The organism is Leptolyngbya sp. 'hensonii', from assembly GCF_001939115.1.
GTDB lineage: Bacteria > Cyanobacteriota > Cyanobacteriia.
The window spans coordinates 72,966-92,077 of record NZ_MQTZ01000017.1 but is presented as its reverse complement, the minus strand read 5'-3'; the positions used below and the strand labels follow the sequence as shown (position 1 = coordinate 92,077).

The following is a 19,112-nucleotide window of genomic DNA, read 5'->3' as shown; positions in this document are numbered from 1 at the left end:
CTTAAAAGCCACTGTACAGATCGGGTTTGAATTCCTCGACCCCCTGTTCCTGGTCTACGAATTCCTGAACTCGGGTGCGATACTCTCGTAAGATTTCGTCTACCCAGCCCCGGTCTTCACTATTGGCGAAAATATGTACCAGGGGTTCCCCGGCATCGGGTAACACTAGCACCCAGCTATCCGATTGATAGTTGAAAATCTTGACTCCATCGACCAGTTCCAAATTTTCCGCCGGATGGGACTCGACCAGATAACGCATCAGAGAGCCTTTCACAGTCCAGGGGCAACGAATCGTGTAGGTTCGATGGGCGACTCTGGGTAAATCCGATCGAATCTGGCCCAGGGTGCGTTCTTGCAGGGTCAACATTTCAATTAGTTTGGCAATACAGAACATGGCATCAAAGCCGGGATGAAGTTGGGGAAAAATAAATCCCATTTCTCCACTGCCTCCCAGGACCACATGGGGATTGGTGTAGGACGCTTCCATCAGTGCCGTAGGATTGGCTTTTGTCCGAATCACGCGGGCATCATGACGACGGGCGATCTGCTCCACGGCACTGGAAGCATGCACTGGAACGACCACGGTGCTCCGGGGATGGTTGGTCAGGATGGTTTCCACCATCAGGGCGGTCAGCATTTCTCCCCGAATCGGAATCCCGGACTCGTCCACCAGAATCAGTTGTTCCCCGTTGGCAGAGACCTGGACCCCGAAGGTGGCCCGTAGGGCCTCGACCACATGGCCCAACTGGTTCAATAAGCCTTCACGATCGGTGGCAGAAGGCGCAGTTAGCCCCAGACTGGCATTCAGGACCACGGCATCGCAGCCAAATTTGGCCAGCAGTTGGGGAAGTACGGCTCCAGAGACGGCGTACACATAGTCAATCACAACTTTGGAGTTGGTATTGCGAATGCTGCGGACATTTAGATGTTTTTCAAAAGCTGTGCTGTAGGCATCGATCACCTGTCCCGGATAGATGACATTGCCGATTTCATGGATCTGGGCGCGGCGGAAGTCTTCCTTGAAGAAAGCCCCTTCAATCTTCTTTTCCTGAGCTTTGGAAATGTTAATCCCCTTATGGTCCATAAACTCAATCAGAACATGATCCGATCGCTCTGGATGGACCCGGACGTGAATGCCCCCGGCACTGCCCAGGGAGGGAATCACTGTGCGAGCGACGGGAATGGCTGTGGCTTCCAGGTTTTGAATATTGACCCCCACCGACATGAGTCCAGCGATCAGGGATCGGGAAACCATGCGGGAGATACTGCGCTGGTCGCGGGAAACTGTGACCTGCACCCCCGATCGCAGGGTGGACCCATAGGCTGCTCCCAACTTGACGGCAAATTCTGGGGTTACATCAACATTGGCTAGGCCAGAAACCCCCCGTTGCCCAAACAAATTGCGATAGGCGGCATGGCCCCAGATCAGGTTGATGTTGAGGATGGCCCCGGGCTCAACCTTCTTGCTGGGCCAGACCCGCACATTGGGGCTGATCTGGGCTTCTTCTCCCACCATGGAGAGGGAACCCACGATCGCCCCCTCCAGAACATGGGCGCGCCGATCGATACGGGTGCCCCGACCAATCACACAGGCCCGCAGACGGGCTTCATCCCCAATGATTGCTCCATTCCAGATAATCGGACGCTTCAAATCTGCATCGGCTCCGACGGTGACGTTGTCCCCAATCACGGTTCCAGCGCTGATGTGAACCCGAGGACCAATTCGACAGTTATGACCAATCATGGCCGGAGCCTCCAGGCGGGCGGAAGGGTCAATATAGGTGTTTTGCCCGATCAAGAGCATGTCGGTGGCCAGTCGTTCGCCCCCTTCTGGGTCCATCGATCGGGTCAGGGCTGGACGACTTCTTTCCAGATCCATGGCTCCGGCTCGGGCAGAAGTCAGGGTTTTGCCATCAATTTCCCAGCGACTGGCTTCCGGATAGGCAAACTCCAACTGGACCCGGCGGAGTAAGGCATCGTACTGGGCTTCTCGATAAACGTCCAGATGGCCAACATCGCACCAGTAGCCCTCTGCAATATAGCCATACATGGGCTCTCCCTGTTCCAGGAGTTGGGGAAACAGGTCTTTGGAGAAATCAGATTCCTGTTGCGCTGGGAGATAGTCCAACACCTCCGGTTCCAAGATATAGGTGCCGGTGTTCACCGTGTCGGAGAAGATTTCGCTGGTAGAAGGCTTTTCCAGAAAGCGGCGAATCTGCAAGTTCTCATCGGTGATCACCACCCCGAACTCGATCGGATTGGGTACCCGGGTCAGAATCAGGGTGGCCTTCGATCGTTTCTCGCGATGAAACTGGATCGCTGCAGTCAGGTCAAAATCGGTGATACTGTCTCCACTGATGACGAGAAAGGTTTGATCCAGAAGCTCAGCAATGTTCTTGACGCAACCAGCCGTTCCCAGGGGTTGATCCTCTTCCACGGCATAAGTCATCTGGATTCCGAAGTTACTACCATCCTGGAAGTAATCTCGCATGACATCTGGGAGATAGTGCAAGGTTGCAATAACCTCTGTAATATCGTGCCGCTTGAGGAGATTAACGATGTGCTCAGCAATGGGTCGATTCAGAATAGGAACCATTGGTTTCGGCAAATCACAGGTCAGGGGCCTGAGCCGGGTTCCCGATCCACCAGCCATCAGCACTGCTCGCATAGGGTTTCTCCCATCTTCTGGATATAATCACTACCGGTCTCTGTTGGAAATACTGACTTGCGCCGACTCTAGTCTGCTCTTCCTCTTAAACTTAGGCTATCTCTCAACCGGGAGGATCACCCAGGATGAGCAGAATTTTTCTCCATTTTGTTGCCTTGGGACAGTCAAGCAGGGTGATCTCCCTTTCCCCCGGACGACATCCTTGCTTCGAAAAAACCTGACGATTGGAAGATGACGGATGAACTGAGTAAACTGGAATCAGGCAGTTCTGAATTGATAGTACCTGAACTGACCCAATTCATTTTGTCTGGAGGTTAACTGATGGGATTAGCAGGTTGGGCCTTGCTGGGCATTTACCTGGGTGGGGCCTGGATGTTCTGGAGTGGATTTCGGAAGACATTTTTGACCCAGACATTGCCAAATCGGCTCATGTTTTCCCTGGCTTGGCCAATATGGTTGGTTAGTAAAGCAGGTCGGCAACATCTCGGTAAGGCTTTGAAAGGTAGTTAAATTGACTGATGATCGCGCGGCTCACAAAAAAGGGCCTTATTCCCATGATTCTTCCGATCTACAACTTCCCCCTGCGGAAGACTGGCAGCCCCGACTGAATGCGGTGAGGGACCGTTTCGATCGGGAATACCGGCGGGAGCCCTTCCAATTGCCAACGGAAGTTGAAGCTATGCCCATTTTTCAGGAATGGAAATCTGGCTTGCTCCAGGCCAAGCTGACTTCCACCTTCTGGCAGTTGGCTCAACCCAAGAAAAACCAGCGCTGTCTTGATCTCGGCTGTGGGGTCAGCTTTCTGATTTACCCCTGGCGAGATTGGGAAGCGTTTTTTTACGGTCAGGAGATCAGTGCTTTTGCCCGTGATACCCTGGTTGCTCGGGGTCCCCAGCTCAATTCTAAATTGTTCAAAGGGGTGAAATTGGCTCCAGCCCATGATCTGGAATATGAACCGGCATACTTTGATCTGGCGATCGGGACGGGCTTCAGTTGCTACTACTCGTTGACCTACTGGTCTGCGGTCCTATCCCAGGTCAAGCGAGTACTCAAGCCAGAGGGGTTCTTTGTTTTTGATGTGTTGAATCCAGAGACTTCCCTGGCAGAGAACTGGGCTATCCTGGAGACCTATCTCGGGCCAGAGGTCTTTCTGGAAACGATCCAAGATTGGGAGAAAACGATTGCTGCTGCTGGGGCAAAAATTGTTGCTACCCAGCCAGGAGAGTTGTTCCAGCTTTACAAGGTCAAATTCTGACGACCTGCCTGGACCCGGAACGAGTGCAGGTTTCTGGTTTAATGGACCTGGATCCACTCTTTCACGTCGTAGTCCGTCCAGATTCCGTTCTGCCAGTAGGGGTCTGACTCTACCAGTTGACGCACGGTGGCTTCATCTTCGGCTTCGTAGATGGCAAAGACTTTGGTGACATCTTTGGTGGGACCAACGGTGATCAATTTCCCCTCCGCTTTTTGGGCTGCCAGTCCATCCAGATGGGCCTGCCGGAAAGGGGTTCGTTTCTCCAATACATCTTGGCAATAACTGCCCCACATCACATATTTGGGCATAATCTTGGAGGTCCTCCTGGTTGTTTTTGTTGTAGGAGATGCGATGAATCGCGTCTCCTACAACGATTATGGTGGTGGGATTGGCGATTCTGGGGCAATCAACTTCTTAATTCCACTCGAAATTTGTCCACTAACGCCTCTCGAACCTGCTGGTGTAAGGGCTCGATCTCAGCATCGGTCAGGGTGCGATCGGTGGCCCGGTAGGTTAAACGGAAAGCCAGACTCCGCTGCCCTGGGGGAACATGCTCACCCCGGTACTCATCAAAGACCTCAACCGACTCCAGCAGTTGTCCCCCAGCTTTGGTCATGACCCGAATCAGTTCCGCTACAGAAATTTTGGTGGCGGCGAAGAAGGCTAGGTCTCGATCGGAGGCTGGAAAAGTAGAATAGGCGCGGAACAGGGGAGTTAAGTACTCATCTTGATCCATAAAGTCCAGGATCACATCCTGATTTAACTCAAAGGCATAAATGGCATCAGGCAATCCCCGTTCCTGACGGACCTGGGGATGGAGTTGGCCAAAGGTGCCAAGGTGGTTGCCTCGAATCCACAGGGACGCGGTGCGACCAGGATGGAGCAGGGGATCTCGTTGATCAGGCTGGTATTCGATCGGGAGCCCGAGCCGTTGAAAAACAGCATCCAGAACCCCTTTAGCCTCATACCAGGTCATGGGTTGATCTCGACCCCCTTGGGGCCATTTGCCCTGTTTGGGGTCTCCTCCCAAAACTCCGGCCACAGCATCGGCCTCACTCAGGCCATCTTCTTCACTCCAGAAGACCCGACCAATCTCAAATCCGTTCAGGGGGCCATTGCCCTGTTCCAGGTTGTATTGAAAGGCATCAATCAAATCCGGGAGCAGGTGAGTGCGGAGGGCCGAATACTCGGTGAACAGGGGATTGGCGAGGGCAATTTGACGGCTGCCTCCAGTTTTTACCAGGGAGTAGTGCATTAACTCCGTTAAGCCCTCTGCTCGCAGGCAGGCCCGGAGCTTGCGCGTGAGTTCCTGTTCCAGCGAGAGATAGCCAGGCTCTGTTTTATTGGGTAAGGTATCGCAAAAATTGTTGTATCCATAGAGCCTGGCCACTTCTTCGATCAGGTCAATTTCCCGCTCCAGATCCCGATACCGATAGGGGGGAACAGTCACCATCCAGACTCGTTCAGTTTCAGTGGGGGTGATGGTGCATCCTAATGTGGTCAGAATCCGTTCTACCACGTTAGCCTGCAAGTCACCGACATCGTCACCCACCTCGATCGGGCCCAGAATTTGGTTGATTCGGTCCAGCCGCAGTTCGATGGAGCGGACCCAATGGGTCGAGTCTGTTAGGGCTGTGGAGCGAGTCTGAGCCACGATCGTACCACCCGCTAATTCGGTGATCAGTTGTAAAGCCCGACCACAGGCAATCGAGAGTTCTGCCTGGTTGACCCCGCGCTCATACCGAGCAGAAGCTTCTGTGCGCAGGGCCTGGCTTCGGGCTGATCGACGAATCACGATCGGTTCAAAGATGGCTGCTTCCAGAACCAGGTTTTGGCTGCCTGCATGGACTTCTGTTTCTTCACCCCCCATGACCCCTGCCAGGGCAATCGGGTGATCATTTGCCGTGATCAGTAAGTTCTGGGTCTGCAGGGTGCGGGTCTGTCCGTCCAGGGTTTTGAGGGATTCTCCCGCCTGGGCAAACCGGACCCCAATCGTGAGGTCAGCCTGCCCGGCCAACCCTACCAGGCGATCGCGATCAAAGGCATGTAGCGGTTGGCCCCACTCCAGAAGGATGTAGTTGGTAATATCCACAACGTTGTTAATGGGTCTAAGACCGGCTGCCTGTAACCGTCGCTGCAGCCACTCTGGGGACGGCCCAGTCTGGACCCCAGTAATGACGGTTCCGATGTAACTGGGGCAGGCTTGAGGTTCAGAGACTTTCAAGGAGAGAAGAGCGGAGTTGTTGAGTGGTTCTCCTGGAATCTGGTCTGTCTGGCCGCCAGGCAGTCGTAAGGTTCCGCCTGTGAGGGCCGCAACTTCCCGAGCAATCCCGACCATACTGAGGGCATCAGCCCGATTGGCCGTAGAGGTAACATCTAGGATGACATCGTCTAACCCCAGGAGGGGACGGACATCACTACCCAGGGACAGATCCTCCTGGTCAAAGATATGAATCCCAGCGGACTCCTTGGCCAATCCCAGTTCAGCCAGTGAGCAAATCATGCCTTCGGACGGTACTCCCCGGAGCTTAGTGGGGCGAATTTTGAGGTCGATCTGAGGCAGATAAGTGCCTGGAGTGGCCACGGCAACCTGGATCCCCGATCGAGCGTTGGATGCGCCACAGACAATGTTGGCTGGTGTTGTGGTCCCGAGATCTACCTGGCAAACTCGCAACTTATCGGCGTTGGGGTGAGGGTCACAACTCAAGATTTTTCCAATAACAACACCATCAGCCCAGGTACGGCGATCTTCAATATCCTCCACTTCAAATCCGGCCATGGTTAACGTTTCAGCTAACTGTTCGGGAGGCACATTAATGTCCACTAATTCCCGCAGCCAGTTTATGGAGATACGCATTGAGGCTCTCGCTTCTTAAATCATCTTAGCCTGACTATTTTACCCTTCAGATGGGGAAACACAGCTAGAATATTGCGTGAGTAAAGGTTATGCTACTGAGATAAGTTCCTGTTAATGACATGAAAGAGTAATCTGCTGGTTTAAGTTAGTTGAGCTCCCTCACTTCAAGTAAGGTCTCTCTCAACCCAATGGACTCTTTTAAGGCAGTGTAATGATCTGATTTTCCCATTTCTTTCAAATTTTTCCCTGCATCCTGATCTTGATCGGATGTTGAGGAGAACTAGTTTCTTCTTCCAGGGCTTTGCTTGCAAACAGGCTCAAGTTCGGTGAATTTACCGATGAATGCGGTTCTTTTAATTGCCTTATCATTCGAATTTAGCAATTCTTTAAGAGTACTTCTGTATGACTGCCTATCCACTTTCATCAAACCTCAGGGGATAATGGAAGCAGAAAAAGTGAATAGAAAAACTGCAGGAAAATAACGTGTAGTGTTTCCTAAGTGATGTTAGCGCGAGTGAAGCTGAATGAGCTACTGCTTGAATCCAGCCTGTCCTAATCCAGAAAACTTAACCAACACAGAGTTTTGTCAGGCCTGTGGCTCTAAGCTCCTTTTGCGCGATCGCTATCAGGTGATCCAGTCTTTGGGGCAGGGTGGGTTTGGTTCAACCTATTTAGCCACGGATCAATCCCTTCCCGGCACACCAAGCTGTGTGATCAAGCAACTGCGGCCCACTTCGACGGCCTCTAATGTTATGCAGATGGCGCGGGACTTATTTCGCAGGGAAGCAAAAACATTGGGGAAAATCGGAAATCATCCCCAGGTGCCTCGTCTGCTGGACTATTTCGAGGAAAATCAGGAATTCTATCTGGTTCAGGAATATATCAGTGGTTTCACTTTGCAGCAAGAAGTTAAGGCAAATGGGCCATTTACGGAAGCTGGGGTCAAGCAATTCCTGAGCGAAATTCTACCAGTTTTGCAATACATTCATAGCCAGCAGGTGATTCATCGGGATATTAAACCAGCCAACATCATTCGCCGCAATCAGGATGCAAAGCTGGTGATGATTGACTTTGGGGCCGTGAAAGACCAGGTTAGCCAGACGGCAACCAGTGCCTCTGAGCAAACTGCCCTAACCGCTTATGCGATCGGTACACCAGGCTATGCTCCGCCAGAGCAGATGGCCATGCGTCCGGTCTATGCCAGTGACATCTATGCTCTGGGTGTGACCTGTATTTACCTGTTGTCTGGGCGTGCTCCCAAGGACATGGACTATGACCCGGCCACAGGAGAACTGCTCTGGCAGAAATACGTGCATGTCAGTGATCACTTCATTGAGGTCCTAAAAAAGTCTCTGGAAGTATCGGTGAGGCACCGCTACCAGTCTGCGGCTGACATGCTGAGGGCTCTTGATCTGGAGCCTTACATGGATAGTCTGGCTAAAGGGTTGACCAGTCAGCCGACAAATCGGAACCAGGGCTATGGTCGGGGAGGTCCTGATACTGGTGGAGGGGCTGGTCTACCATCCTCTATGGCGCGGGTGGCCATGGGAATTCGAGCCCGCCAGAATCGCTCCGACTCTGCCAGCCCTACCTCTGAATTTACCTCTGGCCGGACGATGGGGCGACCGGGTCAGACGGGTGGCACGAAGGGCAAAACAGGGTCTTCTGCTGGCGATCGGCCCAAAGTTCCAGCCAAGCTGGATGCCAATGGGCTCCAGATTGCCTATAACCGGGGCAAGCGCGATTTTTCCCTACATGATTTCACCCAGCTCAGTCTGCAACGCTACAACCTCTCGGGCGCTAACTTTAACCAGGCCAAGCTGGATAAAGTGAACCTTCAAGGTGCTAACCTGTTCAGTGCTGATTTTGGTAAGGCCAGTCTCAGTGGGGCCAATCTTCGGGATGCTAATCTGGGTAAGGCTTATATGAGCTATGCCAATCTCCAGGGGGCGGATTTGCGGGGGGCAGACCTGACCAATGCCTATTTGGCTAATGCCAATTTGCGGGGCGCTAACCTCTGTGGTGCAAACCTGACAGGGGCTAAAGTCACGGACGAACAACTCTCTCTGGCTAAAACCAACTGGGCAACCGTGAAGCCAGCTGGGAAGCGAGGACTTTTCTAGGCGTCATCTGACACGAACTTCCCAGGATGGCTGCGATGTTAGTCGCCAGGGCTACCAGGGTCTAGCTTTTTTCGGGATTCTCTACCTTCCTATGGAGATTTGGAGAGGGAAGGGGGAGTGGGCTAAAAAATTGGGAGAGTAAAATCTTACTCTCCCAACCTTATTCCACTGAATTTTGAACTTGCTTATTTAAAACCAACAGATGCCTGCCAGACAAAGGCCAGCAAAAAGAAGAATAGGGGAATCAAAGGTAAAACATCCACTAAAGGATCAAAAATCGAATAGGCTTCGGGGAGTTTTGCTAACAGCAGTGCCGCTTCCATGTATAAATTGACCTCTCTGACACAGATTTAAGCTTTGAGACGTATCTTAACATGCCCCCGGTCATTCAATTGCATCCGACTGCAGAATTGCTGGACTTAACCAGCGACTAAAGTCCATCGTGAACCGATCGCTCAAAATGGCGGCTCGCATGCCCTCGGTAAACCGAACCAGTTCCGTAATGTTGTGAATGGAGAGCAGGGTATAGCCCAGGATCTCATGGGCTCTGAGTAAGTGACTGACATAGGCGCGGGTGAAGTGCCGACAGGTATAGCAGGGACAGTCCTGATCCAGAGGGGTGAAGTCTTGCTGAAACCGGGCATTTTTCAAATTCCAGCGCTCACCGCCCACCAAGGCACTGCCATGGCGGGCTAGGCGGGTTGGGATCACACAGTCGAACAAATCGACCCCTGCTGCAACTGCCCGTGCCATTTCCCGGTAGGTGCCTACCCCCATCAGGTAGCGGGGCTTGTCTGGGGGGAGGAGGGGGGCCGTGGCTTGGACAATCGGATCAATTAACTCAGATGGTTCCCCAACACTCACACCCCCAATGGCGTACCCTGGCAGATCCAGCGCGGCTAATTGACGAGCAGCTGCTTGCCGCAACTCCGGATAGACTCCCCCCTGAACGATCCCAAACAGAGCCTGATCCGATCGCTGATGTGCTGCAATACAACGCTCCAGCCAGCGATAGGTGCGTTCGGTGGCGGTGGCAACTGCCGTTTGACTGGCTGGATAGGGGGGGCACTCATCAAAGGCCATGATCACATCTGCCCCCAGGGCATTCTGAATCTGGATCGATCGTTCGGGGGTTAATTCAATCACCTGGCCATCCCGGGGCGATCGAAACGTCACTCCGGTATCGTTGATCTGCCGCAACTCACTCAGGCTAAAGACCTGAAAACCGCCTGAGTCAGTCAAAATTGGCCCCTGCCACTGCATGAAGGCGTGCAAGCCTCCAGCCTGGGCCACAATGGTCTCTCCGGGTTGCAGATGTAGGTGATAAGTATTGGCCAGGATCATCTGGGCCCCTGTTGCCTGCAGTTGCTCCGGGGTTAAGGTCTTGACGTTCGCAAGCGTTCCGACTGGCATAAAGCGAGGAGTTTCCACGGACCCATGGGGGGTCAGAAAAATGCCAGCGCGGGCACTGCTGTGGCTGCAGATGGCCTGACAGTGAAACGAAAACTGGGAGGATGAGGATGGGGCGTTCAAGGCATGCAAAAATCAGGCTACGAGGAGCATCATACTAGCGCCCCGGCTCTTCCTCGTCCAGAAATTTGAGTAATGCCCACAGACTGATCCCACTTGACCAGATAAGATGAACTTGGTGGCGGAACCAAGCGATGAGCCACGTAATTTTGGGATGCTCTGCCTCACCCTCCAACAGGTTAGGGCTAGTTGAATAGAAAATTTTGGTATCCACAGTTATTGTCCTGGGTGCCTACCTTAATTGTAGCTTGCGCTACAGAGGGATTCCGGAAGGATTGATTAACTTTTCCTTTCATTTTTTGTCGAGAGAGAGAAGACCATCAGCGGCTTTGCTGAATGCAAATATGAATTACCCTCATCCCTAACCCTTCTCCCGCAGGAGAAGGGAGCTAAAACTCTTGTTCCCTCTCCTTTGGGAGAGGGCTAGGGTGAGGGCTGCATAAGGCTCAAGCACGAAAATCATCCTTCTATTCAGCAACGCCGACCATCAGCCTCAATCAATGCCTTTGGTAGGGGCCTTGATATCCATCCTCAGATTCAGAGATCGCACCCATTTTTTCGGTCTCCCCCAGAGGGACAAGATCTAAGCTAAGCTAGCTGAAAAATCCATTGTTCTTTAGAGCAAGTTAGTTGTGTTGAAGCGTCTTCTTCCAGTCTCTCTCCTGGTATCCCTTACGGCACTGGGTCTGGCCCAACCGGGGGGTCTGACCCAGACCCTCTTACCCTATACCCTCCAACTGAATCCAGAACAGTTTGAGCAACAGGGATTAGCTCTGGCTCAAGAAGCTGCTCAACTGGCCCAGTTTGATCAAATTGAACTGGCCCTTCCCAGAGCGCAACTGGCGGTGCAACTGGCTCCCCAAAGTGCTAAGGTCTGGTCCTTGCTGGGTAGCCTGTATCTGCAGAAAAATGATCTGGATCAGGGGATTACGGCGCTCCAAAAGGCACGTTTGTTAGACCCTAAAAGTGCGTCAGTGCTTTTTGCGCTGGGCTCTGCTTACTTCCAGAAAGCCAAATACACCCAGGCTGTAGACTACCTGCAGGCGGGGCTGAAATTGAAGCCCAATATCCCAGGAGCATTGTTTGATCTGGGCAATGCCTATTACATGCAGAAACGCTTCCAGGAGGCGATTGCCCAGTATGAGAAGGCAATCAAGCAGGATGCTAACTTTTGGCCAGCGATTAATAACATTGGTCTGATTCATTACGAGCAGGGTGAGATTGACGCTGCGATTCGCCAGTGGCGGACGGCCATCTCGCTGGATGCCAAGGCTGCAGAACCTCAACTGGCTCTGGCGGTGGCTCTGTATACGAAGGGCGATCGGGAACAGGGGTTGGCCTTGGGGGAGGCTGCTTTGAAGTTAGACAGCCGCTATGCAGACTTAAAGTTTCTGAAAGAAAACCTCTGGGGAGAACGGTTGCTCAAGGATACCAAGAGATTTATTGCAACCCCGCGAATTCAGGCCAGTCTGGTCCGCACTCCGCAGCCTTTGCTTCCCCGTACTGCACCCTGATCCGGATTTCATTGGATACTATCTAGAGGTGTTGTTTGCAGGTTAAGGGTTGTCGTGGCACAGGTTGTCCTAGAAAACGTTTACAAAAGTTTTGCCAGTCGTAAAGGAGAGGGGACAGATCTCCCATTGCCAGCAACTTCCGATCTGGAGGGTGGAACGTCAGCTACGAAGCAAAAGCCTAGTAGTGGGGCTGTGCTGCGGCGGATTAATCTGGCGATCGAAGATGGGGAATTCATGGTTCTGGTAGGGCCTTCTGGCTGCGGGAAAAGCACCCTGCTCCGGTTGATTGCTGGTCTGGAACAGTTGACGGCTGGGAATATCTGGGTTGGCGATCGCCTGGTCAACGATCTACCGCCGAAGGATAGGGATATTGCCATGGTGTTTCAGAGCTATGCCTTGTATCCTCACATGACGGTCTATAACAATCTGGCTTTTGGCTTGCGTCGGACTAAGCTGAAGCAGGAAGGATTGCAGACTGGTGCTGCTCCGACTGTACTGTTGCAGAATCTGTTATCTGGAGTCACCCGTAATTTGCCCAAGGGGTGGCGCTATCGATCCAGGCAGGATCAGGTGGTGGATGAACGGGTGCGCACGATCGCCCAGATGCTCCAAATTGAAGTGCTGCTGGAGCGTTTACCGAAGCAGTTGTCTGGGGGTCAAAAGCAGCGGGTGGCTCTAGGACGGGCGATCGCCCGTAATCCACAGGTTTTTCTGATGGATGAACCCCTCTCTAATCTGGATGCCAAATTGCGGACTGAAACCCGAGCCCAGATTGTGAAACTGCAGCGCCAGTTGAAGACCACAACCATCTACGTCACCCATGACCAGACAGAGGCCATGACCATGGGCGATCGGATTGCGGTGATGAATGCTGGGCAAATTCAACAGATTGCCACTCCCCATGAACTCTACAGTCGGCCAGCCAATCGCTTTGTCGCTGAGTTTATTGGGTCACCTCCGATGAATCTGATTCCGGTTCAGGTGGGGGGGCCTCTGTTTCTCAGCCATCCTCTGTTTCAGTTATCTCTTCCCGATCGTGGGGATGCCGTGCTGCGATCTTATGAAGGTCGACGGGTGACTCTGGGCATTCGGCCCGAGCATCTCATGGTCAGTGAACTTTCTCCGACTGATGGGAAGGACTACTTACCCATGTTGCAAGCAGAGGTTGATCGGGTGGAAGCGCTGGGCAGTGAAACCTTTCTCTCAATTGACTTGGGGGAGCAGTCGATTCAGGTCCGTACGTCGCCTGATCAGACTTATCAGGTGGGCGATCGTCTCTGGCTCTCCCTGCGCCCTGATAAAATTCATCTTTTCGATGCAGAGAGTGGAAAGGCCTTATAGGTTTGTTTTTTAGCTGGGACTGCTCAAGAGTTGCCCTGGTAACTGCCAGAGCCTTGTCAGACATCCTCTCATTTCCATGGCTTCCAGGCTAGCCTGTTCTCCCAACAACAATGGACAGGTTGAGATGGTTAACTTTTGACAATAACTTTTTTCTACCATGAATTTCATGATACAAATTTAATCCATTGATTAGCCTGTGTTCCTGGTTAAGCCATCCCCCGATTGTGTTATCAATTCTCCAATTTAAATCGGCTCTAAACAGGGTGGAGTCTGGTAAGTTATATAAATTGTAGGGTTTAAGTGCTGGCTCTAAGGGTGTGGGACTGCCTGAGGGCAGTTTTCATAGACCCCCTTGTAGCCGTCAGGTCATAGCCATTACACGATCGACAAGCCCGATTAGAGTGGTCTATCTTAATTCAGGTTGCCTGTCGTAATCCAAGTCTGTTGATGAGATGACATCTCGCTGGGAATATGGAACTTCCGTACTCCTGAGGGAAGATGATTCGGTTGAGCGAATGTGACACTGATGGATAAACGGAAAGATCTGGTTACGGATGTTCCTGGTGTCAGCAAAGATGGGTCCTATCTCAGGGGTCTACAGTTTTTACGCCTGTTTGGGTTCCATAGGTTGGATTCGTGAAAATCGCCATTAGTATCCTGCAGGGGTATGGAAACAATCTGTAGGTATGCAGTCAAAATCCTTTAGTGAGTGGATGAGTGATGAGCCAAGCTGATATCCCCCTCAATGACCACAATCTGAATTCCCCCAGTACCGACGATGCGCTCCAGTCATCTGCGCTGTCAGAAGCGGCTGAGCTGGTTGATTTGATGCAGGACCTGCAACGTCATAACGCTTTTCTTCTGGAACGGGTTGCTCAGTTAGAAGCTTCTCTGGATGACTGTCAATCCAGGCTGCAGACTCAAAATCTGACCGTTTTCCAGGAGCATATTGCCCGCTTAACGGTTGAACTGGAAAGCTCTCACCAGATAGCCCAACGCCAGCAGCATCTGATTGAAACGATTACAGGTCATTTGCATCAAAGCCAGGAAGAGGTTAGCACGCTGAAGCTAGAATGTTCAACGTTGCGTCAGCAGCAGCAAGCCCAGGGTGATCTGTTGGAGCAATCCGAAAAAAACTGTGATGATTTGAAGTCACGCCTCGATCGCCAGCAACGCTTTACTCTTCAACTCAAGGCTGCCCTGGAACGGTGTCTGGAGAAGTTAGACAGCCGCCCTGCCAAATTCCCTCCAGACTCCCCGGCTGTTGCTGAAGCCCAGGTGGCTGATGCCGGTTCCGTACAGCCCTGGTTATTTGATGAGACGGCGTTCAGTCAGGATCAGGCGGTGGAAACCTTGCTACAGTCGTCTGAAACCTTACTGCAATCCTCGGCAGAATCTGATGGGGAGGTGGTGGAGGCGGATTTTCCTCCTCCAGAGCAGGAAAGTCCGCTGAGTCCATTGCCGCTTTTCCCTTCTGAGATCAATTACTCCGTGTTTAACGCCCTGTTTCAGTCAATGCCCAGGGAAGAAAATGATGAACCGCTCCCCTCGACTCCCCTGGAGCCAGGAGGAATTCCTTTAGGGAATGGCGATCCTGGTTGGCCCTCCCCTGTGGTCTATCCAGCGAGATCATCCCAAAAAAAACTCAGTTCCCTGGCGGCGGTGAGTCTACCCAGTTTCCCGCCCCTGGGTCAGATTTAGGCAGGATGGGGTGAAGGTGACTTGCAGCGGTGTACTATGGCCTCGATCGTGGGCCAATAGGTCTGCAGCAGTCAGCTTGACTGTAAAGCGGTATTATTGATCACGCTCATCCTGATGTCAGTCCTTTAATCCATGGCTCCCCAACTGCGTGTTAATGTTCCTGCCCACCCTCTGATTCGTCACTGGCTTGCTGTTTCCCGTAACGTGGCTACACCCAATTCCCTTTTTCGGACAGCGATGACGGAATTGGGCCGCTGGCTGACCTATGAGGCGATGCGGGATGAAGTGGTGAGCCGCTGGTTACCCACGCTCGAAACGACGATCGAAACCCCTCTCGCTCCCTGTTCGGCTACTTTTATTGATCCAGAGATTCCCATTGTTGTGGTTCCCATTCTACGGGCTGGGCTTGCTCTTCTGGAGGGGGCTCAAACTCTGTTACCTCTGGCTTCCATCTATCACATTGGCTTTGCTCGGAATGAGGAAACCCTGGAAGCAACCTGTTACATGAACAAGTTGCCAGAGCAGTTTGATCCCCAGACGCGCGTTCTGATCAGTGAACCGATGCTGGCGACGGGGGGGACTATCATGGCGACCATGGCGGAGCTAACCCAGCGAGGAGTGGACCCGGCCCTGATCCGGATCATCGCAGTCGTTACCGCCCCACCAGCGTTACAAAAGCTGGGAATGGCCTATCCGAACCTAAACATCTATACCGCTGCGATCGATGAAAGCTTGAATCAGCATGGCTTTATTGTTCCTGGTTTGGGGGATGCGGGGGATCGCACCTTTGGGACGTAAGGATTGCCCTCGGTTAGGATAAGCTGGAAACAGGCAACAAGGGATCGACTATGAGCAATCGAGATAATTTTGCGGGCGGGTTCTTTGCAGGCGCAATTGTCGGCGGGATTATCGGTGGCATTGTCGGAGCTGTCGTCACGTCAGCTCGCTATAGCGATCCATCTCTCGCGGAAGATGCTCAGTTCAAGCAGAAAAAGCGTCCTCTGAAATCTCCGGATGGTAAAAATATTGAAGCAGCCCGGCGAGGGCTGGAGGATAAAATTGCCCAACTGAATGATGCGATTGACGATGTGCGCCAAAAGTTAGGAACAATCAATGGTCATGGTCAGGATGAGGATAGCGAACAATCCCTGACAAGAGATTCCTGAACCCCCTTGAACCCTGCCCTGAATTCGTTAGAGTATGTTTAGGATCACGGATTAAATTAACTAATCCTGGGAATCGATGCGACATCAATTAAGGACGTGCCAATGACTTTGCTACTCTCAACTTTGGTCCAGTTCATTAACATCTATACGGCTTTACTGATCATCCGTATTCTGCTAACCTGGTTTCCCAATATTGATTGGTACTCCCAGCCGTTTGCAGCGTTAAGTCAACTGACTGACCCCTATCTGAATATTTTCCGCCGCCTGATTCCTCCTCTGGGAGCTATCGACATTTCCCCGATTTTGGCCATCTTTTTGCTGCAGTTTTTACAATCTGTTCTTGCTCCCTATGGTCCTCTGAGAGCTTTATTAAGCCTTGGTTAGCGGCGAACCTTGCCTGTAAATCCAGAAGCCTTAAACTGCTGTAGTTTCAGGGGCGTCGGCTGGTTAGCGGGAACGGATATTCTGAGTTCGAAGGTACTGATGCCGGGAGGAACTTCCTCGATCGAGCCCAATCGGGTTCGATTTTGCATCGTCGGTTCATCATTGGCATCATAGATCCGGCCATAGATATCGGCGTTGATTACAGTCTTTCCGGAGCTGTTCTCCGTCTTCCCGGTGACGATGAAGCAATTGGCAGGCATGGCGCTACCGCCGCTAGTGACGGCTCCCTGAGCCAGATCCCCGGTGCATTCGTGATAGGAGAGGTCGAAGAGGCGGATCTGGGTTAGGGCCAGGGCAGCAGGTGCGATCGCCCAACTGATGATCCAGAGGAGGGTGATCAGGACAAGGGTAGGGATTCGGAATCGCATAGGGTTTCGCTTCAGGTCAACAGTCTAAATTTAAGGGTAGCGTGAATTTGACCCTAAGATGTTGGCTGACCTGCAACCGTTTTCCATGGCTGCAGAGATGGAAACAATCAGCGGCCAGGTAGTTTTTGGATAAACAATCATGGAACTGGTGCAACGGGCTCAAAAAGGGGACCCTGACGCGATCGCGAATCTGCTCAATCAGGCGCTGGCTCATAAACAGGTGACGACTCAGGTTAACCTACTGGAGGGCCGTTTAGAGATCCAGCTCCAGGGGGCTTTGATGCCTCCTCCGAACGTTGCGAACACCCTCATCGATCGGGCCTTAGGTAAACTGCATTCACCCTGCATTCAGCAGGTTCAGGTCCAGGCTCTGGACGAGGAGACGGGTCAGATAACCTGGGAAGAGACCTTTGAACCCGGATCTCGGCTCAATCTGCCCTCCAGATCGGCGTCTGCTCCAGTCCGATCGACCCCAAGGGAACGGACTCAACCCAGGGACAATGGGCTTGCGCCCCGTTCCCTTGATCGGGAGGGATGGGGGGCCTTGATCATAGGACTGGTGCTGGCCCTGCTGGTTTTTATCAGTCCGCTAAAGTTTTTGTTGTCCGGATTTCTGATTCTGACCCATGAGATGGGCCATGCCCTGACCCACTGGTTATTTGGCCGCCCCTCCATTCCCTCGGTAGACCTGGCCTTTGGCGGGGGTGTTACCCTCACCTTCGATCAGGTGGGCTGGTTGGTCGGTCTGATTTATCTGGCGATCGGGGGGCTATTTTTCCTGTTTCGCTTGTACCCGCCCATGCTGGTCCTACTGACAATCCTGACCGGTTTCTACACCTATTGTTTGCGCACCAACTGGAACTGGATTTTGTCCACTTTTATGGGCCATGGCATGGAGTTGATCGCCATCCTGTTGTGCCTGTATCTGGGCATCAGTGGCCGCTTTTCCCGATTGGGCGGCGATCGTACTATTTACAGCCTGCTGGGATGGTTTACCCTCTTGTTCGATTTGCAGTTTTCCTGGAAGCTGCTGCAGGATGTGGATTTTCAAGAGTGGTATGAAGCGGGTAAGGGGGGAGTGATCGACAATGATTTCGTCATTCTGGCAAACGATTATTTCAACCGTCCCCTATCTACCCTGATCACCCAGTTTCTGATTGCCTGCTTGGTCATGCCGGTTCTGGCGTTTCTGATTTTCCGGTATGAGCGTCGCCTGTTGCATCTGCTGGGCAAGCTTGTGGCTGATTGAGGTCAAGGGCACCGAGAATATGATGGGCCACCACCTCTGGCTTTTCCAGATGGGGGACATGACCGCACTGGGGAATCCAGATCAGGGTGCTGTTGGGGATAGCCTGCCGGAAGCGATCGGCGGCAGCAGTGCCCAGAATCCGATCCCGATCGCCCCACAGAATCAGGGTTGGTTGTTGGATCTGGGCTAATTGATGCCGAAAAGATCCATACCCACCACTTTTAGTAAAGGCGATCAGAGCCTCACTCCAGCCTGGTTGAGTCAGGTGCAGGGACGTGCAGCAGAGGGCGTCGGAAGAAGCGAGACTGGGGTCATGGTAAGCATTGATGCTGATCCGCTGCCGCACCTTGGGATTGCGTAAGAACGCCGTTGCCAGTTTGTCCAGGGGTGGGATCAGCAGCCCACCAGGGATGGCCCCACCCTGTATCCCAGCGCTATCGATCAGGATCAGATGGCTGACACAATCCGGATAGGTCAGGGTGAACTCGATCGCAGCAGCGCCCCCCATGGATGCTCCGACCAGAACCATGGGTCGTTGAATCAGCATCTTCCAGCAGCAATACAGATGGGTTTTAATCGTAGCTGGACTGGGAGGAATGGTGGTCGATCGTTGGGTAAACCCAAACCCCAGCAAATCCAACGCCCAGGTTTCCGTATGGGCAGCCAGCAGCGGTAGGAGCCGTCGGAACTCCAGCAGAGAACTATCGAAGCCGTGGATCAAGACCACAGGCGGATTCCCCTCACCCTGCCGCACATAAGCCGTTCCGATCGGGGTATCTGCGAGAGACATCAGGATCGGTTGGACCTCGATCGCCCCAGCCATCGCAATCGAAGCAGCCTCCGTCAACTGATTTGGAATTTCCACTACCATATTGCCCTCTTTTGAGTGTCTTCCG

Annotated in this window: 17 protein-coding genes; 10 read left to right on the top strand and 7 right to left on the bottom strand. The window is 52.6% G+C overall.

The features are described from left to right. Position 1 precedes the first annotated feature (1 nt). The gene (locus BST81_RS05910) at positions 2–2,668 is read right to left on the bottom strand and encodes a mannose-1-phosphate guanyltransferase (RefSeq protein ID WP_075597614.1); all 2,667 of its coding nucleotides are present in this window, start codon (positions 2,666–2,668) and stop codon (positions 2–4) included. A 321-nt stretch (positions 2,669–2,989) separates the two neighbouring features. On the opposite strand from BST81_RS05910, the gene BST81_RS05905 reads away from it, so the two are divergent. Together BST81_RS05905 and BST81_RS05900 are read left to right on the top strand one after the other, a co-directional pair. Next, the gene (locus tag BST81_RS05905) at positions 2,990–3,178 is read left to right on the top strand and encodes a hypothetical protein (RefSeq protein WP_083636693.1); all 189 of its coding nucleotides are present in this window, start codon (positions 2,990–2,992) and stop codon (positions 3,176–3,178) included. 1 nt (position 3,179) lies between these two features. Continuing rightward, entirely contained in the window at positions 3,180–3,923 is a 744-nt protein-coding gene (locus BST81_RS05900) for a methyltransferase domain-containing protein (protein ID WP_075597612.1), read from the top strand. 38 nt (positions 3,924–3,961) lie between these two features. Here the strand turns inward: BST81_RS05900 and BST81_RS05895 are convergent, their stop codons facing one another. Further along, positions 3,962–4,231 carry a YciI family protein gene (locus tag BST81_RS05895; RefSeq protein WP_075597611.1) on the bottom strand — a complete coding sequence of 90 codons (270 nt, stop codon included), beginning with the start codon at positions 4,229–4,231 and terminating at the stop codon, positions 3,962–3,964. Between the two features lie 98 nt (positions 4,232–4,329). Further along, a complete protein-coding gene (gene pheT / locus BST81_RS05890) occupies positions 4,330–6,780 on the bottom strand; it encodes a phenylalanine--tRNA ligase subunit beta (protein ID WP_075597610.1) in 2,451 nt (816 codons plus the stop codon). Between the two features lie 524 nt (positions 6,781–7,304). On the opposite strand from pheT, the gene BST81_RS05885 reads away from it, so the two are divergent. After that, positions 7,305–8,903 carry a serine/threonine-protein kinase gene (locus BST81_RS05885; RefSeq protein WP_075597609.1) on the top strand — a complete coding sequence of 533 codons (1,599 nt, stop codon included), beginning with the start codon at positions 7,305–7,307 and terminating at the stop codon, positions 8,901–8,903. 185 nt (positions 8,904–9,088) lie between these two features. On the opposite strand, the gene BST81_RS05880 is transcribed toward BST81_RS05885, so the two are convergent. Both BST81_RS05880 and tgt read right to left on the bottom strand, forming a co-directional pair. After that, a complete protein-coding gene (locus tag BST81_RS05880; protein ID WP_075597608.1) occupies positions 9,089–9,226 on the bottom strand; it encodes a photosystem II reaction center protein K in 138 nt (45 codons plus the stop codon). Positions 9,227–9,287: 61 nt separating this feature from the next. Then, positions 9,288–10,445 (bottom strand): tRNA guanosine(34) transglycosylase Tgt, encoded by a 1,158-nt coding sequence (tgt, locus tag BST81_RS05875; protein WP_363079453.1) that lies wholly within the window; start codon positions 10,443–10,445, stop codon positions 9,288–9,290. Positions 10,446–11,065: 620 nt separating this feature from the next. On the opposite strand from tgt, the gene BST81_RS05870 reads away from it, so the two are divergent. The 6 genes from BST81_RS05870 (at position 11,066) to BST81_RS05845 (ending at position 16,539) form a co-directional block, all read left to right on the top strand. Then, a complete protein-coding gene (locus BST81_RS05870; protein ID WP_075597607.1) occupies positions 11,066–11,947 on the top strand; it encodes a tetratricopeptide repeat protein in 882 nt (293 codons plus the stop codon). Between the two features lie 54 nt (positions 11,948–12,001). Further along, the gene (locus BST81_RS05865) at positions 12,002–13,288 is read left to right on the top strand and encodes an ATP-binding cassette domain-containing protein (protein WP_075597606.1); all 1,287 of its coding nucleotides are present in this window, start codon (positions 12,002–12,004) and stop codon (positions 13,286–13,288) included. A gap of 720 nt (positions 13,289–14,008) precedes the next feature. Next, positions 14,009–14,989, top strand: a complete 981-nt coding sequence (locus tag BST81_RS05860; protein ID WP_075597605.1) for a hypothetical protein — start codon at positions 14,009–14,011, stop codon at positions 14,987–14,989. Between the two features lie 132 nt (positions 14,990–15,121). Then, on the top strand, positions 15,122–15,787 hold the full coding sequence (gene upp / locus BST81_RS05855) for a uracil phosphoribosyltransferase (RefSeq protein ID WP_075597604.1): 666 nt from the start codon (positions 15,122–15,124) through the stop codon (positions 15,785–15,787). A gap of 50 nt (positions 15,788–15,837) precedes the next feature. Continuing rightward, positions 15,838–16,155, top strand: a complete 318-nt coding sequence (locus BST81_RS05850) for a hypothetical protein (RefSeq protein WP_075597603.1) — start codon at positions 15,838–15,840, stop codon at positions 16,153–16,155. Between the two features lie 102 nt (positions 16,156–16,257). Beyond that, on the top strand, positions 16,258–16,539 hold the full coding sequence (locus tag BST81_RS05845; RefSeq protein ID WP_075597602.1) for a YggT family protein: 282 nt from the start codon (positions 16,258–16,260) through the stop codon (positions 16,537–16,539). Here the strand turns inward: BST81_RS05845 and BST81_RS05840 are convergent. Beyond that, positions 16,536–16,967 carry a hypothetical protein gene (locus BST81_RS05840; RefSeq protein ID WP_075597601.1) on the bottom strand — a complete coding sequence of 144 codons (432 nt, stop codon included), beginning with the start codon at positions 16,965–16,967 and terminating at the stop codon, positions 16,536–16,538. The genes BST81_RS05845 and BST81_RS05840 overlap by 4 nt on opposite strands. A 139-nt stretch (positions 16,968–17,106) precedes the next feature. Here BST81_RS05840 and BST81_RS05835 point away from each other — a divergent pair, with 139 nt between their 5' ends. After that, positions 17,107–18,216 carry a hypothetical protein gene (locus BST81_RS05835; protein WP_075597600.1) on the top strand — a complete coding sequence of 370 codons (1,110 nt, stop codon included), beginning with the start codon at positions 17,107–17,109 and terminating at the stop codon, positions 18,214–18,216. Here BST81_RS05835 and BST81_RS05830 read toward each other — a convergent pair. Next, on the bottom strand, positions 18,137–19,087 hold the full coding sequence (locus BST81_RS05830) for an alpha/beta hydrolase (RefSeq protein ID WP_075597599.1): 951 nt from the start codon (positions 19,085–19,087) through the stop codon (positions 18,137–18,139). The two genes, BST81_RS05835 and BST81_RS05830, sit on opposite strands and share 80 nt — an antisense overlap. Positions 19,088–19,112: the final 25 nt, after the last annotated feature.

Coding starts and splice junctions, on each gene's coding strand:
- BST81_RS05910 (WP_075597614.1), bottom strand. CDS start 2,668: ATGCGAGCAGTGCTGATGGCTGGTGGATCGGGAACCCGGCTCAGGCCC.
- BST81_RS05905 (WP_083636693.1), top strand. CDS start 2,990: ATGGGATTAGCAGGTTGGGCCTTGCTGGGCATTTACCTGGGTGGGGCC.
- BST81_RS05895 (WP_075597611.1), bottom strand. CDS start 4,231: ATGCCCAAATATGTGATGTGGGGCAGTTATTGCCAAGATGTATTGGAG.
- pheT (WP_075597610.1), bottom strand. CDS start 6,780: ATGCGTATCTCCATAAACTGGCTGCGGGAATTAGTGGACATTAATGTG.
- BST81_RS05885 (WP_075597609.1), top strand. CDS start 7,305: ATGAGCTACTGCTTGAATCCAGCCTGTCCTAATCCAGAAAACTTAACC.
- BST81_RS05880 (WP_075597608.1), bottom strand. CDS start 9,226: ATGGAAGCGGCACTGCTGTTAGCAAAACTCCCCGAAGCCTATTCGATT.
- BST81_RS05860 (WP_075597605.1), top strand. CDS start 14,009: ATGAGCCAAGCTGATATCCCCCTCAATGACCACAATCTGAATTCCCCC.
- upp (WP_075597604.1), top strand. CDS start 15,122: ATGGCTCCCCAACTGCGTGTTAATGTTCCTGCCCACCCTCTGATTCGT.
- BST81_RS05850 (WP_075597603.1), top strand. CDS start 15,838: ATGAGCAATCGAGATAATTTTGCGGGCGGGTTCTTTGCAGGCGCAATT.
- BST81_RS05845 (WP_075597602.1), top strand. CDS start 16,258: ATGACTTTGCTACTCTCAACTTTGGTCCAGTTCATTAACATCTATACG.
- BST81_RS05840 (WP_075597601.1), bottom strand. CDS start 16,967: ATGCGATTCCGAATCCCTACCCTTGTCCTGATCACCCTCCTCTGGATC.
- BST81_RS05835 (WP_075597600.1), top strand. CDS start 17,107: ATGGAACTGGTGCAACGGGCTCAAAAAGGGGACCCTGACGCGATCGCG.
- BST81_RS05830 (WP_075597599.1), bottom strand. CDS start 19,087: ATGGTAGTGGAAATTCCAAATCAGTTGACGGAGGCTGCTTCGATTGCG.